The sequence below is a fragment of the Mesorhizobium sp. B2-3-12 genome, assembly GCF_006442205.1.
GTDB lineage: Bacteria > Pseudomonadota > Alphaproteobacteria > Rhizobiales > Rhizobiaceae > Mesorhizobium.
The window spans coordinates 396,979-416,781 of record NZ_VFVR01000005.1 but is presented as its reverse complement, the minus strand read 5'-3'; the positions used below and the strand labels follow the sequence as shown (position 1 = coordinate 416,781).

Annotated in this window: 17 protein-coding genes and 1 pseudogene; 7 read left to right on the top strand and 11 right to left on the bottom strand. The window is 64.5% G+C overall.

The window, feature by feature from the left end:
- Window positions 1-618 (bottom strand): ABC transporter substrate-binding protein (locus FJ948_RS17780; protein WP_140706573.1); only part of this gene is annotated, 618 nt, incomplete at its 3' end.
- A gap of 255 nt (window positions 619-873) precedes the next feature.
- Complete coding sequence (locus tag FJ948_RS17775) at window positions 874-1,563, bottom strand: PIG-L deacetylase family protein (RefSeq protein ID WP_140706570.1); 690 nt, start codon at window positions 1,561-1,563, stop codon at window positions 874-876.
- A gap of 26 nt (window positions 1,564-1,589) precedes the next feature.
- Here FJ948_RS17775 and FJ948_RS17770 point away from each other — a divergent pair, with 26 nt between their 5' ends.
- The 5 genes from FJ948_RS17770 (at window position 1,590) to nhaA (ending at window position 8,432) form a co-directional block, all read left to right on the top strand.
- On the top strand, window positions 1,590-2,480 hold the full coding sequence (locus FJ948_RS17770; protein ID WP_140706568.1) for a DMT family transporter: 891 nt from the start codon (window positions 1,590-1,592) through the stop codon (window positions 2,478-2,480).
- Window positions 2,481-2,527: 47 nt separating this feature from the next.
- Window positions 2,528-4,990, top strand: coding sequence for an ATP-dependent helicase HrpB (gene hrpB, locus FJ948_RS17765; protein WP_140706566.1), 2,463 nt, complete (start codon window positions 2,528-2,530; stop codon window positions 4,988-4,990).
- 26 nt (window positions 4,991-5,016) lie between these two features.
- The gene (locus FJ948_RS17760) at window positions 5,017-6,348 is read left to right on the top strand and encodes an ActS/PrrB/RegB family redox-sensitive histidine kinase (RefSeq protein ID WP_140706564.1); all 1,332 of its coding nucleotides are present in this window, start codon (window positions 5,017-5,019) and stop codon (window positions 6,346-6,348) included.
- Between the two features lie 65 nt (window positions 6,349-6,413).
- Window positions 6,414-6,977 (top strand): ActR/PrrA/RegA family redox response regulator transcription factor, encoded by a 564-nt coding sequence (locus FJ948_RS17755; protein ID WP_140706562.1) that lies wholly within the window; start codon window positions 6,414-6,416, stop codon window positions 6,975-6,977.
- Window positions 6,978-7,238: 261 nt separating this feature from the next.
- Window positions 7,239-8,432: a Na+/H+ antiporter NhaA gene (gene nhaA, locus FJ948_RS17750; protein WP_140706560.1), complete on the top strand. Its 1,194-nt coding sequence runs from the start codon at window positions 7,239-7,241 to the stop codon at window positions 8,430-8,432.
- Between the two features lie 248 nt (window positions 8,433-8,680).
- Here the strand turns inward: nhaA and FJ948_RS17745 are convergent, their stop codons facing one another.
- From FJ948_RS17745 to cueR, 3 genes and pseudogenes are all read right to left on the bottom strand, one after another.
- Window positions 8,681-9,181, bottom strand: a complete 501-nt coding sequence (locus tag FJ948_RS17745; RefSeq protein WP_181173703.1) for an MmcB family DNA repair protein — start codon at window positions 9,179-9,181, stop codon at window positions 8,681-8,683.
- A gap of 264 nt (window positions 9,182-9,445) precedes the next feature.
- Window positions 9,446-9,841 (bottom strand): annotated as a pseudogene (locus tag FJ948_RS17735) (OsmC family protein); the annotation flags it as partial.
- A gap of 23 nt (window positions 9,842-9,864) precedes the next feature.
- Entirely contained in the window at window positions 9,865-10,275 is a 411-nt protein-coding gene (cueR, locus tag FJ948_RS17730; protein WP_140706556.1) for a Cu(I)-responsive transcriptional regulator, read from the bottom strand.
- A 227-nt stretch (window positions 10,276-10,502) separates the two neighbouring features.
- On the opposite strand from cueR, the gene FJ948_RS17725 reads away from it, so the two are divergent.
- Entirely contained in the window at window positions 10,503-11,120 is a 618-nt protein-coding gene (locus FJ948_RS17725) for a L,D-transpeptidase (protein WP_140706554.1), read from the top strand.
- A gap of 173 nt (window positions 11,121-11,293) precedes the next feature.
- On the opposite strand, the gene FJ948_RS17720 is transcribed toward FJ948_RS17725, so the two are convergent.
- From FJ948_RS17720 to trpS, 3 genes are all read right to left on the bottom strand, one after another.
- Entirely contained in the window at window positions 11,294-11,863 is a 570-nt protein-coding gene (locus FJ948_RS17720; RefSeq protein WP_027142904.1) for a NifU family protein, read from the bottom strand.
- A 146-nt stretch (window positions 11,864-12,009) separates the two neighbouring features.
- A complete protein-coding gene (locus FJ948_RS17715) occupies window positions 12,010-12,501 on the bottom strand; it encodes a universal stress protein (protein WP_140706552.1) in 492 nt (163 codons plus the stop codon).
- Window positions 12,502-12,616: 115 nt separating this feature from the next.
- The gene (gene trpS, locus FJ948_RS17710) at window positions 12,617-13,684 is read right to left on the bottom strand and encodes a tryptophan--tRNA ligase (protein ID WP_140706550.1); all 1,068 of its coding nucleotides are present in this window, start codon (window positions 13,682-13,684) and stop codon (window positions 12,617-12,619) included.
- 437 nt (window positions 13,685-14,121) lie between these two features.
- On the opposite strand from trpS, the gene FJ948_RS30275 reads away from it, so the two are divergent.
- Window positions 14,122-14,289: a hypothetical protein gene (locus tag FJ948_RS30275; RefSeq protein WP_181173706.1), complete on the top strand. Its 168-nt coding sequence runs from the start codon at window positions 14,122-14,124 to the stop codon at window positions 14,287-14,289.
- A 30-nt stretch (window positions 14,290-14,319) separates the two neighbouring features.
- Here FJ948_RS30275 and murJ read toward each other — a convergent pair whose 3' ends face one another.
- From murJ to FJ948_RS17695, 3 genes are all read right to left on the bottom strand, one after another.
- Window positions 14,320-15,918: a murein biosynthesis integral membrane protein MurJ gene (gene murJ, locus FJ948_RS17705; protein ID WP_140706548.1), complete on the bottom strand. Its 1,599-nt coding sequence runs from the start codon at window positions 15,916-15,918 to the stop codon at window positions 14,320-14,322.
- A 46-nt stretch (window positions 15,919-15,964) separates the two neighbouring features.
- On the bottom strand, window positions 15,965-18,766 hold the full coding sequence (locus FJ948_RS17700; protein WP_140706546.1) for a [protein-PII] uridylyltransferase: 2,802 nt from the start codon (window positions 18,764-18,766) through the stop codon (window positions 15,965-15,967).
- 88 nt (window positions 18,767-18,854) lie between these two features.
- Window positions 18,855-19,658 (bottom strand): glycosyltransferase family 25 protein, encoded by an 804-nt coding sequence (locus tag FJ948_RS17695; protein ID WP_140706544.1) that lies wholly within the window; start codon window positions 19,656-19,658, stop codon window positions 18,855-18,857.
- Between the last annotated feature and the right edge of the window lie 145 nt (window positions 19,659-19,803).

Genomic DNA, 19,803 nt, shown 5'->3' with positions numbered 1-19,803 from the left:
GGTGTAGATCGAGGCGCCGTAGACCGTCTTGCCGTCGATCTGCCGCTTCTGGAAGAATTCGGCGATCTGCTTCAACTGGTCGAAGGTGGCAGGCGGGCCGAGATCCCAGCCATACTTTTCCTTGAACTCCTTCTGCAGTTCGGGCTTGGAGAACCAGTCCTTGCGGTAGGTCCAGCCGACGACATCGCCCATCGCCGGCAGCGCCCAGTAGTTTGGCGTGTTCTTAGGCCATTCCGAATAGCCGACCACGGTCGCCGGCACGAAGTCGTCCATGCTGATCTTCTCCTTGTCGAAGAAGTCGTTCAGCTTGACGTAGTGGCCGTTCTCGGCCGCACCGCCGATCCACTGGCTGTCGCCGATGATCAGGTCGCAGAGCTTGCCGTGCGAGTTGAGCTCATTGAGGAAGCGGTCGGCATAATTGGTCCACGGCACGAACTCGAATTTCATGCCGATGCCGGTTTCCTTGGTGAAGTCCTTGGACAGTTCGACGAGCGCGTTGGCCGGGTCCCAGGCGGCCCAGCACAGCGTCAGGTCTTCAGCGTGCGCGGCGTTCGAGACGGCTGTCGACGCTGCGATGGCCGAGGTCAGTCCCAGGGCCAGTTTAAAACTCGATTTCATGCCTTCCTCCCATTTGTGAAACACGTCCGGATGACGGTCTCAAGAACCCTCAACCTCTCTCCTCAGAGGCCCAAACATGGCAGCATCGTCGCGCCGCAGATGTTTAGTAATTTGTTTAGTGATGCAATTTCTACTAAACAAGGCAAGCGAATTCGTTGCTGCGCCGCAGCATGTTTGCGCCGGTGTCTGAAAAAATTGGGAAAAGCGTCGGGCGCCGGTCGGATGATCGCGGAGTGTGGACGTGGCTCTGATTGGTCAGTCGACCCGCCTGGTGCTCACCATCACCGTCCTGATCGGCGGCGCTGGCGGCAGCAGCGCGCGGATGTCGCCGAAGGGAAACATCGGTTCGAAGCGAAAGGCTTCGGCCTGCGCCCCCGCTGCGCCATTGCATTGGCCCGCGCGAAAAAGGGTCTGCGTCAGCGCGATATCGACGAACCGATCCGGGTCCTGAGATTGGTGCATGCGGATCGCCCTGGCCTTGATCTCGGCATGGGCGGAAATATCGACATAGTGCGTCGGCGAGAATCCGGTGCCGCCCATCGTGTCGGCATGCAGCACGGGGACGCCGAACGACGCCGCGATGCGCACGCCGTCCGACAGCGCGCGGTGGTCGGCGTGGTAGTCGTTGGGTGCGTGGGTGATCACGAGATCGGGCTCGATATCGCGGATCAGCGTTTTCAGCGCATCGATCAGTGCGGCATCCGCCACCAGCCCGCCATCGGGAAAGTCGAGAAAGCGGGGTGCTGCCCCGAGCAGCGCGGCCGCGGCCGTCGCTTCCGCGCGGCGGACACGAGCCAGGATGGCGGCATCGCTCTTGCCGCCCCTGGCACCATCGGTGGCCACGGCAAAAGTGAGTTCTGCGCCTTGCGCGGCATAGGCGGCCATCGTACCGAACATGAAGATCTCGATGTCGTCCGGATGCGCACCGAGCGCCAGTATTTTCAAGCTTCTCTCCCCGGAAATGGAAAAACGTGCCGAACGGAATCCTGCTCGCCCTGATCGCCTATGCAAGCTATTCGTGCAGCGATGCCGTTATCAAGAGCCTGGGCGGCCAATTCACGGTGTTCGAGATCGGCTTCTTCTCGACATTGTTCGCCGGCTGCTTCCTGTTCTTCAGCCGGCCGGCCAGCGAGCGCTGGCGCGATTTCTGGCGCACCAAACGGCCCTGGGCGGTGCAGGCGCGGGCCTGGGCCGGCATCGCGTCGGGCGTGCTCAGCGTCTATGCTTTCACCACCATTCCGCTGGCCGAGACTTATGCGCTCATCTTTCTGGCGCCGCTCTGCGTCACCATTCTGTCCACCGTGATCCTCAAGGAGAAGGTCGGTCCCTGGCGCTGGCTGGCGGTGGTCGCCGGCTTTGCCGGCGTCATGCTGGTTGTCAGGCCGGGCTTTCGCGAGTTGCACCTCGGCCACCTTGCCGCTTTCATCATCGCTTTCCTCGCCGCCGCCAACGTCATCCTGATGCGTTCGCTGGCGCAGCAGGAAAAACGCACGACCATCCTCGGCGTGCTGATCGGTTATGGGCTGCTGTTCAACGGCATCGGTGCCGCCGCAACCTCCTTCACCGTCCCGGATGGAAAACAGCTGGTATGGCTGGTGATGGCGGGCGCCTTCACCGCCTGCGGACAATTGCTGCAATTGTTGGCCGCCAAATACGCCCCCGCCAACCGGATCGCGCCGACGCATTATTCGCAGATCGTCTGGGCGGTCATCCTCGGCGCCTTGTTTTTCCAGGAATACCCGGACTGGCTGTCGCTTGTCGGCCTCGCGGTCGTCGGCGGATCCGGCCTGCTGACCATGGTGCGCGAGGAAGTGCGGCTGGGCACGGTGCGCTGGAATCCGTTTTCGCGAGCCCGGCTTTAAGCCGGTGCCGGTTGCAGGGTGGCCGTGACCGCTGATATGCGGGCGCGATGACGACAAAACCCTTGCCGGAGCTCCCCGTATCAGCCGTGCTGCCCGCACTGAGCGAAGCGCTCGGCTCCGGCAACAGCGCCGTGCTGGTGGCGCCGCCCGGTGCCGGCAAGACGACGCTGGTGCCGTTGGCGCTGCTCGATGCGCCTTGGCTGGGCACGGGCAAGATCGTGTTGCTCGAACCGCGCCGGCTGGCCGCCCGCGCCGCCGCGCGCCGCATGGCCGAACTGCTCGGCGAAGAGCCCGGTGCCACCGTCGGCTATGCCATGCGCATGGAAAACCGCACCTCGGCACGGACGAAAATCCTGGTCGTCACCGAGGGCGTGCTGGCGCGCATGATTCTCGACGACCCTGAACTGCCCGGCGTTTCGGCGGTCATTTTCGACGAATTCCACGAGCGCTCGCTCGACGGCGATTTCGGTCTCGCTCTCGCCCTCGACGTGCAAGGCGCGCTGCGGCCGGATTTGCGGCTGCTGGTGATGTCGGCAACGCTCGACGGCGCGCGGGTCGCGAAACTCCTGTCGGGCGCGCAGGTGATCGAAAGCCAGGGCCGCGCCTTTCCGGTCGATGTCCGCTACGACGAGCGGCCGGCCGGGGTGCCGATCGAGGATGCCATGGCCAAGGCGATCCGCTCCGCCCTTTCCGACGAGAACGGCAGCGTGCTCGCCTTCCTGCCCGGCCAGCGCGAGATCGAGCGTACCGCCGAGCGGCTGGCCGGCAAGGTCGGCGCGGACACCGATATCGTCCCGCTCTACGGCCAGCTCGACGGCAAGGCGCAGGACGCGGCGATCAAGCCTGCACCGGTGGGTCGCCGCAAGGTGGTGCTGGCGACCTCCATTGCCGAGACCTCGATCACCATCGACGGTGTGCGCGTCGCCATCGATTCCGGCCTGTCGCGGCTGCCGCGCTATGAGCCGGCCAGCGGCCTGACACGGCTGGAGACAGTTCGCGTCAGCAAGGCTTCCGCCGACCAGCGCGCCGGCCGCGCCGGGCGCACGCAGGCCGGCGTCGCCATCCGGCTGTGGCGGGCCGAGCAGACGGCGGCACTTCCCGCCTTCACGCCGCCGGAAATCCTCGAGGCGGACCTGTCCGGCCTGCTGCTCGACTGCGCCGCCTTCGGCGTCGCCGATCCCGCGACGCTCGCTTTCCTCGATCCTCCGCCGGCCCCGGCGCTCAACGAGGCAAGGGGGCTGTTGCGGTCGCTCGATGCCGTCGACGAGGCCGGGCGCCTGACCGAAGCGGGTGCTTCGATGCGCAAGCTCGCTCTGCCGGTACGGCTGGCGCACATGGTGGCCGAGGCGGCCAGCAGCGGCCATGCTGGCGAGGCAGCCATGCTTGCGGTATTGCTCACCGAGCGTGGCCTTGGCGGCGACGGCGCCGATCTCGAACGGCGGCTGATGCGGTTTCGCCAGGAAAAATCGCCGCGTGCCACCGCCGCGCGGCAACTCGCCGACCGATTGGCGCGGCAGGTCGGTGGGGCGAAGGGCGGCGAAGCATCTTCGGCCGGTCCTTTGCTTGTTCATGCCTGGCCGGACCGCGTCGCCAAGGCGCGCGGCGAGCGTGGCCGTTTCGTGCTGGCCAATGGCTCCGGCGCCATGCTCGATGCCGCCGATCCGCTGGCGGGCGAACCCTTTCTGGTCGTCGCCGACCTGCAGGGCAAGGCGCAGAATGCCCGCATCACGGCGGCGGCGGCAATCAGCGAGGACGACATCCGGTCGGCCCTTGGCGGCAAGATCGAAACGCGCCGGCAGACGAGTTTCGACTGCGAGCGCCGCGCCGTGCGGGTGCGTGAAGCCGTGCGCCTTGGCGCCATCACACTCGCCGAACGGATGCTGCCGGCACCGGCCGGCGCTGATGCTGACCGTGCCATCCTCGAGGCGCTGCGCGAGCACGGGCTTTCCCTTTTGACCTGGAGCAAGGAGGCCCAGACGCTGCGCCAGCGGCTGTCCTGGCTGCACAAAGGCTTGGGCGCGCCCTGGCCCGACATGTCGGATGCTGCACTCATCGAACATCTGAACGACTGGCTGCTGCCATTCCTGGCCGGTGCTGCTGCCTTCGCGGCCATCGATCCCGGCTCCATTTCGGCCGGGCTGACCTCGCTTGTGCCGCATGACCTGCAGCGCAAGGTCGAGACGCTGGCGCCGACCCATTTCGACGTCCCGTCGGGCAGTCACGTGCCGATCCGTTATGACGGTGAATGGCCGGTTCTGGCGGTCCGCGTCCAGGAACTGTTCGGCCTCGACCTCCATCCCTCCATCGCCAACGGTAGCGTGCCGCTGACGCTCGAACTGTTGTCGCCGGCGCATCGGCCGATCCAGACCACGCGCGACCTGCCCGGCTTCTGGCGCGGCTCCTGGGCCGATGTGCGCGCCGACATGCGCGGCCGCTATCCCAAGCATGTCTGGCCGGAAAATCCCCTGCTAGCCGCTGCTACCGCCCGCGCCAAGCCGCGTGGGACCTAGCGCTGCCCATCCCGCGGCTGTAATCCATGGCCATGATCAACATCCTGAACACGCCAGATTTCCAGCTGAGCCAGCGGCTGCGCCTCAACACGCTGATCCGGTTGCGCTGGCTGGCCATTGTCGGCCAGAGCGTCACGGTGCTCGTCGTCGCCTATGGCCTGAAGTTCCCGCTGCCGGTCAGCCTGTGCTTCGCGCTGATCGCCTGCTCGGCCTGGATGAACCTGTTCCTCGCCTTCCGGTTTCCGGCCGCGCACCGGCTCACGCCGTTCGCCGCCTTCGGCATCCTGATCTTCGACAGCCTGCAGCTTGCCGGCCTGCTCTACATGACCGGCGGCCTGACCAATCCGTTCTCGCTGCTGATGACCGTGCCCGTCGTCATTTCGGCGACGTCGCTTCCCCTTCGCCTCACCGCCATCCTCGGCGGGCTGGTCATGGCGGCGGCGACCTTGCTGGTTTTCGTCCACCTGCCATTGCCCTGGCATGAAGGCGCGCCGCTGGTGATGCCCTTCATTTACGTCGCCGGCATGTGGATGGCGGTGCTGTCGTCCATCGCCTTCACTGCCATGTATGCCTTCCGGGTGGCCGCCGAAGCGCGGCTTCTGGCCAATGCGCTCGCCGCCACCGAACTGGTGCTGCAGCGCGAGCAGCACCTTTCGGCGCTCGACGGGCTGGCCGCCGCCGCCGCGCACGAGCTCGGCACGCCGCTCGCCACCATCACGCTTGTCGCCAAGGAGATGGAAAAAGCGCTCGGCAAGGATCCGAAATATGGCGAGGACGTCACGCTGCTGCGCTCGCAAAGCGAACGCTGTCGCGAAATCCTCAAGCGCCTGACCAGCCTGTCGTCCGAGGGCGAGGCGCATCTGTCCCGCCTGCCGCTGACCTCGCTGGTCGAGGAAGTTACCGCACCGCATCGCGACTTCGGCATTTCGATCAAGCTTCGCCCCGGCGACCGGACCGGACCCGAGCCGGTCGGACGCCGCAACCCCGGCGTCATCTACGGTCTCGGCAATCTGGTCGAGAATGCCGTCGATTTCGCCCGCAAGAGCGTCACCCTGCGCTGGAGCTGGGACGAGGCCACCGTCACCTTCTCCATCATCGATGACGGGCCTGGTTTCCCCGCCGAGATCATCGACCGCATCGGCGAGCCCTATATGTCGACGCGCCAGGGAACCGAGGCCGGCGGCGGCCTGGGGCTCGGCCTGTTCATCGCCAAGACGCTGCTCGAACGCTCGGGCGCCACACTCGATTTCCGCAATTCGAGTGGTCTGGGGGAAGGGGCCGTGGTGCAGATATCGTGGCCGCGAAGCGTCTTCCTGAACCCGGAATCGGCTTCGGCAACCATGTTTGACACTGCGTAAATTGGACAATGGCCCCGCAAAACTATATCTGCGTAAAAATAAGGCAGCAGGAATTTTTCAAGACGATGACAGGCGACGAAAATAGTGGCGCAATGGTTGAGGGCGAGGACACCTCGCTTCTGATCGTCGACGACGACAAGCCGTTCCTGACCCGTCTGGCCCGTGCCATGGAAACCAGGGGTTTCCTGGTCGACACGGCGGAGAGCGTCGAGGAGGCGGTGGGCAAGGCGCGCGCCAATCCGCCCGCCTACGCGGTGGTCGACATGCGGCTCGGCGACGGCAACGGCCTCGACGTCGTTGCCGCCATCCGTGAGAAGCGCCAGGATTCCCGCACCATCATCCTGACCGGCTACGGCAACATCGCCACCGCGGTGACCGCGGTGAAGCTCGGCGCCGTCGACTATCTGTCGAAGCCGGCCGATGCCGACGACATCTTCGCCGCGCTCACCCGCACCTCGGGCGAGCGCGCGGCCCCGCCGGAAAACCCGATGTCGGCCGACCGCGTGCGCTGGGAACACATCCAGCGCGTCTATGAAATGTGCGAGCGCAACGTCTCCGAGACAGCGCGCCGGCTTAACATGCATCGCCGCACGCTGCAGCGGATACTGGCCAAGCGCGCGCCGCGCTGAGGTGCGCCAACCACGCGGGGCATCAGACCTATACCAGTTTACAACGCGCGGCGGAGACCGCCTACTAGATAGGTCAGTGCCGCCCCTCATTGCCCTGCCGCAACGCGGCGCCATCTTGCGACGTTGGCGGTTGGCGAAATCGGCGATAACAGCGCCCCTCTCCCCGTCACTATACGGGGAGAGGATGCCGGCAGGCAGGTGAGGGGCAGCGCCGGCGCTTGGATGATGAATCCGCCGAGCAGGCGGCATGACGGAGGCGATATGCACGATCAGAAGCAGCGGCTGGTTTCCGTCTTCCGCGAATTCCTCGACAGTGAGGCCGCCGGCGGTATCATCCTGATGGCGGCGGCGGCCCTTGCGCTGATCGTCGCCAATTCGCCGCTTGCCGGGACCTATTTCGCCGTTCTCCACGCCTATCTCGGTCCGCTCAGCGTCTCGCACTGGGTCAATGACGGGCTGATGGCGGTGTTCTTCCTGCTCGTCGGGCTGGAGATCAAGCGCGAAATGCTCGACGGCCAGCTTTCGACCTGGCCCAGGCGGGTGCTGCCCGGCATCGCCGCCGCCGGCGGCATGGTGGTGCCGGCGCTGGTCTATGTCGCCATCAACAGCAACAATCCGGCCGCACTGTCCGGCTGGGCGATCCCGACCGCCACCGACATCGCCTTCGCGCTCGGCGTGCTGTCGCTGCTCGGCAGCCGCGTGCCGGCCTCTCTGAAAGTCTTCCTGACCGCGCTTGCCATTATCGACGACCTGGGCGCCGTCATCATCATCGCCATCTTTTACACCAGCGGCTTGTCGCTGGCCTATCTCGGCGCCGCCTTCGCCGTCATTGCCGTGCTCGTCGTGCTCAACCGCATGCGGGTGATGAGCCTCGTGCCCTACCTCGTGCTCGGTGCCATCCTGTGGGTGCTGGTGCTGAAGTCGGGCGTTCACGCCACGCTGGCTGGCGTCGCATTGGCGCTCACCATCCCGCTCGAACGCTCCGCCGGGATCGGCCACGACCTCGACCATTCGCCGCTGCACCGGCTGGAGCACGGTCTGCACAAGCTCGTGGCGTTCATCGTCATCCCGATCTTCGGCTTTGCCAATGCCGGTGTTTCGCTCGCCGGCCTGAGTTTTGGCGCCTTGATCGAGCCGTTGACGCTGGGTGTCGCGGCCGGCCTCGTCGTCGGCAAGCTGGTCGGCGTGTTTGGCTCCTCCGCCCTTGCCATCCGCTTCGGACTTGCCGACCTGCCGGCCCATGCCGGCTGGTCGCACATGATCGGCATTTCGCTGCTGTGCGGCATCGGCTTCACCATGAGCCTGTTCATCGGCCTGCTCGCCTTCGCCGGCGACGTGGCGCTGCAGGACGCCGTCAAGGTCGGCATTCTGGCCGGTTCGCTGGTCGCGGCGCTGCTTGGTGCCGCCGTGCTGCTCATGGCGCCGGCGACTGGTGGCGCGGAAGAGACGGAGTAATAGCGGTTTCGGGGCTGGAGCATCTACCGGCAACGCCGCGCCGCCCCTCATCTGCCTGCCGGCATCTTCTCCCCGTAAACGGGGCGAAGGGCGCTTTCATCGCGGATTTCGCCAATCGCCAACGCTGCGGAAAAGCGACGACGTCGCGGCCAGCTTCTTTCTCCCCGTTTACGGGGAGAAATGCCCGGCAGGGCAATGAGGGGCGGCGCAAGCGTTGGAAAACGATCAGTTTTTGATCATGCCGAAACCTACTCGCTCTCCCCCTCCTGCGCCGGCACCGCCACGCCCGCAAGCTCCGCCGCCAGCAGCCGCGAAGCACCCGCCCTTGCGATGCGCAGCATCAGCGCCTTGCGCGTTGCCGCCGCCATGCGGTGTTCGGGCGCGTCGCGCAGAATCTCGGCGCCATAGCCGTCGGAGAGGATGAAGCCGCATTCCTCGGGAAAGATGTCGGCCGGCACGGCGGGATGAGTGGCAAAGAAAAACCGGTCGGAATGCAGCCGGTAATCAGGCCATTTGCGGTCGACGCGAAAATCCTCGATCGAGGATTTGATCTCGATGATCCAGATGTCGCCCTGGCGAGTGAGTGCCACGAGGTCGGCGCGGCGGCCGGTGGCCAGCGACAGCTCCGGCAGCACATGCGCGCCCATCTGCATCAGCAACCGCTGCACGCCGCGCCGCACCAGCAAGGCGCGTTCGGACTGGCGGCCGTCGATGAGCGGATTGAGGAGAATCGGGGAAATTATCGGCATGTCAGGTACCATGCCAGATTTTGTTCACGGTTTGAACCCGTTTTTGTAAGGTGATTGCCCGCCCAGCGCTACTGGGCGGTGGAATGGGCTTCACGCCTTCGAGTATTTACCCGTCTTTATCAGCGGCCAGGCTTTAGCGTAGGGCATGAGACCCTCGTGCTTTGATTTCCAATGGGCATCGATGCCGTCCCAGCCATTTCCTTGGAACACATGCCGACACTCGGGACAGATTTTCGGCTCCCGATCGGCCATCCCACCCACCGTCTGAATCGTGACCGGCACACCTTGGCGCAACGAGTTGGTGACCGCTGAAATCTGGCCGGCGCGATCGATGACTTCCCGCGGATCGAAACCATCGAGCGTTTCACATGACACCGTCATTGCAGCCGATGTTGCCAGCAGCGGTGTGCCTTCAAGGGTGACCACCACGCTGACGGAGATCTTGCCAAGCTTCGTTCCCAATGCCTCGGCGACATAGCGAAGGTCGTTACAAAAGCAGCCGCCGATCGCCAACGCGAGCAACTGGCCGCCATTGAAGCCAAGGCCCAGGCCGCCAGCCTTGCCCTCGGGTCGGTCGACGACGATCGTATGCCCACCGGCCCAGCCCATCGCGGCTTCAGTGCCTTCTACATTGCGCAGTTCCACAGTCATCGAGACCATGAAGTCTCCCTCCATTCATAAGCCTACGGATGCAAGGCTTCAGCATCCACCGCACCCGCCATGTCATCCAGGATCGGGCAATCCGGCCGCTCGTCGCCGTGGCAGGCGTGGACCAGCTTCTGCAGCGTCGAGCGCATCGACTGCAGCTCGCGCACCTTCTCCTCGATGGCGCTGACATGGGCGGCGGCGATCGCGCGCACGTCGTGGCTGGCGCGGCTGCGATCCCTGTAGAGCGCCATCAACTGGCGGCAATCGTCTATGGAAAAGCCGAGATTGCGCGCGCGGCGCAGGAAGGCCAGCCGGTGGATGTCGTCGCCGGAATAATCGCGGTAGCCGTTGGCGGCGCGCGCGGGCGCGATCAGGCCGATCTCCTCATAGTAGCGGATGGTCTTGGCCGGCAGGCCCGAACGCGTGGCGGCGTCTCCGACATTCATGGCGAATTCCTCGATCTTGCGAACCTGCGGTCCGAGCCTCTTTGATTTTCCTTCACAATCCGGTGAGGGCTGTTGCCGAAATGTCATAGTGATACGCTTACCAGCACGTAAGTCCTGGCATATAGGCATCGTGCGCTTGGCAAGCAAAGCAAATGCCAGCATGAATGATGGCGAGAAAGCGGCCGACTCGTGCCGCTGACGTTTTGGGCGGGGCACCGGATCACCACATGCGCATGAAGTCGCTTGCAATAATTGCCGCCTTGGCGCTGTCCACCGCTATTGCCGGTTGCAGCACCATCGGCGGACAGATCTTCTCCAACGACTATGGCGCGGTGACAGATGCCGGTTACCAACTGCCGCGCATCCCGATCGAGAAGGTGCCGAGGCAGTATCACCGGCAGGAAGTGAACTACGACACCAAGGAAAAGCCGGGCACCATCATCGTCGATACGCAGAACAAGTTCCTCTACTTCGTCGAGGGCGACGGCCGGGCCATCCGCTACGGTATCGGCGTTGGCCGCGAGGGCTTCGAGTGGCACGGCACCGCCCATATCGCGCTGAAGCGAGAATGGCCGACCTGGACGCCGCCGCGCGAAATGATCAGGCGCCAGCCGGAGCTGACGAAGTTCGCCAATGGCATGGAGCCGGGCCTGAAGAACCCGCTCGGCGCGCGCGCCATGTACCTGTTCAACAAGGGCGGCGACATGGGCTACCGGCTGCATGGCAGCCCGGAATGGAACTCGATCGGCAAGGCGATGTCGTCGGGCTGCATCCGCCTGATGAACCAGGACATTATCGATCTCTATGACCGCGCCTCGGTCGGCGCCAAGGTAATCGTGATGTAAAGGCCCGTGCCCCGTGAGGGGCATGGCCGAACCAAGTTTCGTACGCGGACCGTCTAGGCAACAACGGACGTCCCAAACAGAAAACCGGGCAATTCGGCCCGGTTTTTTGTTGTTCGCGGATAGGATGTTTCAGCGCTTGCGCAGACCGGCAGGCGGCCAGCGGCGCGGAACGATCAGCTGACCTGCTCGACCTGCTGCACTTCCGGCACGAAATGGCGAAGCAGGTTCTGGATGCCGTGCTTCAGCGTCGCCGTCGACGACGGGCAACCGGCGCAGGCGCCCTTCATGTGCAGGAACACGGTGCCGTTCTCGAAGCCGCGGAAGGTGATGTCGCCGCCGTCCTGGGCCACCGCCGGGCGCACGCGCGTGTCGAGCAGTTCCTTGATGGTGATGACGAGTTCCTCGTCGGCCTTGTCGTAGAACTCGCCCGTCTGGCTGGTCTCGGCGGCCGGGCCGGCCTTGGCCATGACAGGCGCGCCGGACATGAAGTGCTCCATGATGGCGCCGAGGATCGCCGGCTTCAGGTGCTGCCAGTCCGGACCGTCCTTGGACACGGTGATGAAATCATAGCCGAAGAAGACGCCGGTGACGCCGGGGATTTCGAACAGCCGCCCAGCCAGCGGCGAGGCCGTCGCCGCGCTGTCGGCATCACGGAAATCGGCGGTGCCTTCGAGCAACACTTCCTTGCCAGGCAGGAACTTCAACGTCGCCGGATTGGGCGTCGACTCGGTCTGGATGAACATGGCCGTCTCCATGCCCGTTTTGGGCAACTAGTTTGGAATAGTTCTAAATAGGCTCTATCGGCGGGACATTCAAGCGAAACGCATCGCCCAGATGGCTGGCTGGCGGAATGTTTTTGCTGGCTGGGGAACTGAATCCCGGGCGGGCCTCAGGCGAGGCTGTCGATTTCCTCATCCGACAGATTCTGCGGCACAACGGTGACCGGAATGGGGAAGGCGGCACCCTTGCCGGCCACGGCGCCAACCAGCGGCCCCGGCCCTTCCTTGCCGGCGCCGGCCGCCAGCACCAGAATGGCGATATCCTGGTCTTCCTCGATCAGCCTGTGGATCTCTTCGGTCGGCTTGCCCTCGCGCACGACCATCTCCGGTTCGATGCCGAGCTTCTGGCGCACCTTGTTGGCGTAGCCGTCCAGCGCCGCGCGCGCCGTGGCGTTTGCCTCCTCGCGCATGATCTTCTCGACGCCCAGCCAGTGCTGGAAATCGTCCGGTACGATGACATAGAGCAGCACCAGCGTGCCGCTGGTGCTCTGCGCCCGCTTCGAGGCGTAGGCGACGGCGCGTTCGCATTCCGGCGTGTCATCGATGATCGTCAGGAATTTCCTGCGATGACCGGCTTCGCGGCTGAGACGTTTGGAGACCATGTCTATCTACTCGGTATCTTTTCGGCCGCAATCTGCCACCGCGGCGGACCGGCGGCAAGCCGCCGGTCTTGGGCCAGTACGTCCTTGCCCTATATGGTCCGATGCACCGATGGGCTCAGCCCTGCAGCAGGCCGATAATGTCGCGCACAGTCTTCATCGTTGTTTCGGCAAGCACGCCGGCACGTTCGCCACCGTCCCGGAGCACGGCGTCGACATAGGCGCGATCGCCCTGGATCCGGCGCATCTCGCTGGCGATCGGCGCCAGCCTCTCCACCGCGAGATCGGCGAGCGCCGGCTTGAACACGGAGAATTGCTGGCCGCCGAACTGCTGCAGCACATCGGCCTTCGACATTTCGGCGAGGCCTGCATAGATGCCGACCAGGTTCTCCGCCTCGGGACGGCTTTCCAGCCCGTCGACCTCGCTCGGCAATGCCTCCGGGTCGGTCTTGGCCTTGCGGATCTTCTTCGAGATGGTGTCGGCATCGTCGGTCAGGTTGATGCGCGACAGGTCCGATGGGTCCGACTTCGACATTTTCTTCGACCCGTCGCGCAGGCTCATGATGCGTGCCGCCGGCCCGCCAATGACCGGCTCGGTGATCGGGAAGAAACCGTTCACCGTCTCCTCGCCGACCTGCATCTCGACGCCGACGCCAAGGCTGGCGATGCGGTTGGAGAAATCGTTGTTGAATTTCTGGGCGATGTCGCGGGTCAGCTCCAGATGCTGCTTCTGGTCCTCGCCCACCGGCACGTGCGTCGCGCGGTAGAGCAGGATGTCGGCGGCCATGAGCGAGGGATAGGCGAGCAGGCCCAGCGAGGCATTCTCACGGTCCTTGCCGGCCTTGTCCTTGAACTGCGTCATCTTGTTCATCCAGCCGATGCGCGCGACGCAATTGAAGATCCAGGCGAGTTCGGCATGCTGCATCACCCGCGACTGGTTGAAGACGATGTGCTTCTTCGGGTCGATGCCGGAGGCCAGGAACGCCGCGGTGATCGAGCGCGTCTGGTCGGCGAGGTCGTCATGGACGAGCTGGGCTGTCAGCGAATGCAGGTCGACGACGCAGTAGATGCAGTCGGACGTATCCTGCAGGGCAACGAATTTCTTGATGGCGCCGAGATAGTTGCCGAGATGCAGATTGCCGGTCGGCTGGACACCGGAGAAGACGAGTGGCTTGAAGGCGGTCATGGGTTCCTCATGGCTTGTGGAGGGCCGTATAAGCATGATTCCGAAAAGTTGCAGACTTTTCGGAGCCAATCACGCGGCTGGAAACCGCGCGCGGCGAAAGTCTTTCGACGGCGCGCTTATGGACGAGAGTGGGGCGAGGATCAAGAGGTGCATGAGAGGCGGCAGAGCCATTGCTCCGGGCTGAATTGTTTGTTCGATGTTGTCCGGCGTCGTGTTTGTTGCGTCTGTCTAGGACTGCCAGGTGGACGGGGAGAAAGACGCCGTCATGGTCGGTTTCGCCAATCGCAGCATTGTAAGGGAGGCGTCATCGTCGCACTCAGCTTCTTTCTCCCCGTTCACGGGGAGAAATGCCCGGCAGGGCAATGAGGGGCAGCGCCGACGTCGATGTGTATGATATTCTGGGACGTGTATTTCGTACGATCCTGATGAGAGATAGGATGCCCGTGACCGTTGAGGAGGAGGAAGCGCCCAAGCGCAGACGCGACCGCGAGACGCCGCTGGAGACAGCGGCGCGGCTTCGGGCCGAATTCGGGATCGAACTTAGCAAACAGGCACAAGCGCCACTTCCGCGGCAAGTCTACGACGAATTGTCCGGCGAAGGCTGATGCTTGTCGGCGGCATCACCACCGTTAGGCTCACGGATCTGGAGACGGCTCCGTGACAGGCGGCGTCTCCTTGCGCGCGACGTTGCGCCGGATCATGCCGAAATCGGCGCCGCCGGTGGCGAACGCCGTGACGAAATAGAGTGTCGCCCCGCCGGCCACCAGCGCCAGCACGGTCGTTGCCTTGATCACCAGTGGCGAGCCCGGTCCAAGCCTGGCGGCGAAGTAATGCTCGGCGAAATAGAGGGCGACACCCATCACCACCGCCGACAGCACCAGGCGCGGAATACGCTTCAGGAGCGGCACGTCGCGGCCCCAATGGCCGCGCCGGATCAACACGGCAAGCAGCATCAGCGCGTTGACCCAGCCGGCGACGGCGGACGCCACCGCGATGCCAGGCGCGCCCATCCTCGGGAACAGCGTCAGCGCGGTGGCGACGTTCACCGCCACGGAGATTGCCGCGAAGATCATCGGCGTGCGCGTGTCCTCGCGGGCGAAATAGCCCGGGGTGAAGGCCTTGATCAGCACGAAGGCCGGCAGGCCGAGACCGAAGATCGCCAGGATCGCCGCCACGACAGGGGTCGAATGGTTGGCGGCGAAGGCGCCACGCTCATAGACCAGCCGCACGATCGGCTCCGACATCACCCACAGCGCCACCGCCGCCGGCAAGGTCATGAACAGCGTGAACTCGACCGAGCGGTTCTGCAGATTGGCCGCTTCGATCAGATTGCCTGACTTCAGCGCCCGCGACAGCTCGGGCAACAGCACGATCGCCACCGCGACGCCGACGACGCCGAGCGGCAATTGGTAGACGCGGTCGGCATAGGCGAGCGAGGAGACGGCACTGTCCTGCGCCGAGGCGATGGCCGTTCCGATCAGCTGGTTGATCTGGGTGATGCCGCCGGTGATCGCCGCCGGCAGCGCCAGGATGAGCAGCCGCTTCACGTTCGGCGTCATCTTGGGCCGGCGGAAGCCGATCGCGATGCCGGCATTGCGCACCGCCACCCAGACGATGGCGAGTTGCACGACGCCGGCCGCAAGCACGCCCCAGGACAGGGCGAAGCCGACGGCATGCGCATCCAGCCCATGGTACCAGGCGTAGCCAAGCACGCTGATCAGGATGATGTTGAGGAAAGCCGGCGCGATCGCCGCCGCGAAATAGCGGCGCAGCGAGTTCAGCATGCCCGCCATCATGGCGGCGAGCGACATGCAGATCAGATAGGGGAACATGATCGTCGCGAGTGTGACGGTCGTCTCGAACTTGCCCGGCGTGTCGGCAAAGCCTGGCGCCACCAGGTAACGCACGATCAGCGGCATCGCCAGTTCCATGGCGATGGTCAGCACCAGCAGCGCCGAGAACAGCACGCCGAACACTTCTTCGGAAAAACGCTTGGCGCCGTCGGTGCCATGCGTCTCGATCTCCTTGGCGAACAGCGGCACGAAGGCGGCGTTGAAGGCGCCCTCGGCGAACAGCCGGCGAAAGGTGTTGGGGAACTGGAAGGCGGCGTTGAAGGCGTCCGCGACCGGCCCGGTGCCCAGCGCGGCCGCCATCAGCATCTCGCGGCCGAAACCGAGCGCACGGCTCATCAATGTGCCGGACGCGACGGTGGCGAATTTCTTGACGAGACTCATGCGTTCGCAAACTGCCTGTGGGATAGGGACAAAGGGATGTTGGCCGTCACTCGGCGGCTGCCTTGGCCCTGCCGCCGCGTTCGGCCGCCGCGCCTTCGAGCGCCGCCATCAGCCGGTTGCGGATTGTGGCGATGCGGGCCGGGCTGTCGATCTTCTGGCCGGTGAGGTCGGTGACATAGAACGTGTCGATGACCTTCTCGCCGAAGGTGGTGATATGCGCCGATGCGATGTCGAGCGAGAGATCGGACAGCGTCCCGGTTATCTCCGACAGCAGGCCTGGGCGATCGAGCCCCTCGACCTCGATGACCGAAACCCGGTTCGACAGCGCGTTGCGGATTTCGGCGCGCGGCGGGATCTTGAACACTTTGGCGCCGCGCCTTGGCTTGGTGCGTTTCTCGATCATCTCCGGCAGCCAGCTCTTGCCCGACAGCACGTCCTCGATCAGCCTGCCGACGCGCTCGGCGCGCCGGCGCTCGTCCTCGTCGCGGTCGAATTCCCTCGATATCAGGATCGTGTCCAGCGCGCGGCCGTCCGACGTGGTGAAGATCTGCGCGTCGACGATGTTGCCGCCGGCGCCGGCGCATGCCCCGGCAATGACCGAGAGAAGACGGGGGTGGTCCTGCGCCAGCACGGTTATTTCGGTCACCGCCTCGAACTGGTGGGTCTTGACCATGGTGGCGAGCTTGTTGCCCGCCGCGTCCGCCTCACGGATGAATTCGGCGTGGCGAAGCTGGTCCGGCAGGTCCACGGTCAGGAGGTAGTTCTCATAATGCAGGCCGACATAGCGCTTGCGCGCCTTGTCGGGCCAGTCGGCGAGCGCCTCGGCCAGGCGTTCGCGCGCCGCCGCCGTGCGTTGGGCGCGCGAGACTTCCGAAAAGCCGCCGGTCAGCAGCAGTTCGGTCTCGTAGTAGAGCGTACGCAGCAACTGGCCCTTCCAGCCGTTCCAGACACCCGGCCCGACGCCCCTGATGTCGCAGACAGTCAGGATCAACAGCATCTTCAGCCGCTCGACCGACTGCACGATCGAGGCGAAATCCTCGATCGTCTTGCGGTCGTTGAGGTCGCGGGTCTGCGCCGTCATCGACATCACGAGGTGGTTCTCGACCAGCCAGGCGACGGTTTCCGTATCGGCCGGCGAAAGCCCCATATGCGGGCAGATCCGTCGTGCGATCCTGGCGCCGGCCTCGGAATGGTCTTCCGGCCTGCCCTTGGCGATGTCGTGCAGCAGCACCGCGACATAGAGCGCCTCGCGGCTCTTCTTCAGGCCCGGCATCAGCGAATGCGACAGCGGATGCACCTTCTCGCCGTCGCCGCGTTCGATTTCGGCCAGCACGCCTATGCAGCGGATCAGGTGCTCGTCCACCGTATAGTGGTGGTACATCGAGAACTGCATCATCGCGACGATCTTGCCGAAGTCCGGGATCAGCCGGCCGAGCAGCCCCGCCTCGTTCATGCGCCGCAAATTGAGCTCTGCATTGCGGTCCGAGGTCAATATGTCGAGGAACAGCCGGTTGGCCTCCTCGTCGCGCCTGAGCGACTTGTTGACCAGGCCGAGCGAACGGGTGAGCAGTTTCAGCGCATCGGGATGGAATTCCAGCCCGTGCTTGTCGGCGAACCAGAACAGCCTGAGAAGATTGACGGGGTCGCGCTCGAACACCTGGTCGTCGGCGATGTTGATGCGGTGGTTGTCGACGATGAAGTCCGACGTCCCGGCGAGCTTGCGCTTGCGGCGCTGGAAGGTGAGGAAGATGCGGTTGAAGCCAGGCACATGCTTGGCCTGCTCCTCCTCCAGCGCGGCGCAGAAGATGCGGGTCAGGTCGCCGACATCCTTGGCGACGAGGAAATAATGCTTCATGAAGCGTTCGACCGCCGACAGGCCGGGATGTGTCGTATAACCGAGCCGTTCGGCGATCTCGCGCTGGATGTCGAAATGCAGCCGTTCCTCGGCCTTCCCCGTGAGGAAATGCATGTGGCAGCGCACCGCCCACAGGAAATCCTCGGCCTTCTGGAATTCGCGGTACTCGGCCTGCGTGAAGACGCCCTTCTCGACCAGTTCCTCGCCGGTGCGCACGCGATAAAAATATTTGCCGATCCAGAACAGCGTCTGCAGGTCGCGCAGGCCGCCCTTGCCGTCCTTGACATTTGGCTCGACCAGATAGCGGCTCTCGCCGGCCTTGGCATGGCGCTCGTCGCGTTCGGCGAGCTTGGCCTGCACATATTCCGGGCCGGTGGTGCGCACCACCTCATGGTCGAAGCGCAGCATCAGCTCGTCATAGAGCTTGCGTTCGCCCCACAGGAACCGCGCTTCCAGGATCGAGGTGCGGATGGTGATGTCGGTGCGCGACAGCCTGAGGCACTCTTCGATGTTGCGGGTGGCATGGCCGACCTTCAGCCCCAGGTCCCACAGCATGTAGAGCATGTATTCGACCGTCTGTTCGCCCCACGGCGTCTGCTTGTAGGGCAGCAGGAACAGAAGGTCGATGTCGGATCCCGGCGCTAGCGTGCCGCGGCCATAGCCGCCGACGGCAACGACCGCCATGCGTTCGGACGAGGACCGGTTCTTCACCCGGTAGACATGCGTCGCGGCAAAATCGTAGAGCGCGCGGATCAGCTCGTCCATCAGGTGCGACAGCCGCTCGGCGCAGGCGTTGCCGCCGCCATCCTGCATCAGCATGGCCTCGGCTGTCTTGCGGCCCTCGGCGAGACGCCCCTTGAGAAGCTGAAGAACGGCGGCACGGATGGCCTGGCTGGAACCGTCGCCGGCGCTGGCCGCGGTCAGCGCGGTCATCTCACGACGCAAAGCGTCGCCGTCGATCAGTTCGTCGAGCTTCAGGGAGATTCTCGCCATGGATACCGTTGGCCTTGCCTTTTGGGCGGCGTCTATAGCGTGTTTTCACGGCGGTGGGTATGGGCCTACCGTCAATCCGGCAAATGCCCTAGTCGTTTGCCTCGACTGGAGCGAGCGGAACGACAATCCGCCGCCGCAGCCTGCAGAAATCCGCGATCTGCCGCGTTGCCCGCCGGGCCTCCCTGCGGATCCGTGCGATAGCAGGTATCCTGTGCCCATTGGCGAGCCCGCTTGCCACCCACTCGGCCTCCCGTCCCTGGTCGAGCAGGCTCGGCAAGCTGTTGCCCACGAACTGCTCCTGCGCACAGAGGGCCGGGACAAGCTGGTAGATCGTTTTGCCCGCCGACGTCGCGAGTGCAGGGTCGAAGATGAGATTGTCCACCGCCACGTCGACATCGCAGGTCGCCTCGAGAAGGGCGCGTGCCGCTTGCCTGGAGAGCAGATAGCCCCCGGTTCCGATATGGTTGTTTCGGAGCCTGAACACCGAAAAACCGTGGCCCACGGGTATTCTCTCTCGCTGGATCACGGTCGTGTGGAAGAATGTCTCGAGCTTGACGATATCGGTGTCGGCCGGAATCCAGTCCGTATCGGCGAGCAGTGCGCCGGCCCTTGCGGAAAACACCATGTCGTCCTCAAAGATGGCGCCAAAGGGGGCGTCGTCTTGCGCGATGATCCTCCAGCAGGCGCGATGGCTATGCAGGCAAGCGATCTCGCTGCCGGCGAGGCGCCGCACCGCATGCAGTGAATTTGGACGCTGCGGCACTAGGTCTGGATGATCCCTCGCATCGATTGCGGCAATCCGCTCGAATCCGAGGCCGATGCGCGCAAACTCCGCCGTCATATGGGCAAGCCGGTCCGGGGATCGATCGAGATTTATGACCAGGCGCTTCATTGTCGATCGGGATCTGGCGGGATGAACGTGACGCGGTGAGCAACATTAGAAAGCGCGATTTTAGCACGGCCGGTGCCTTTGTGCAGGGGGCATTCAACTGATTTCACGAGCCCGAAATGCGGAAAATCAAAACTGCCCTTGACCT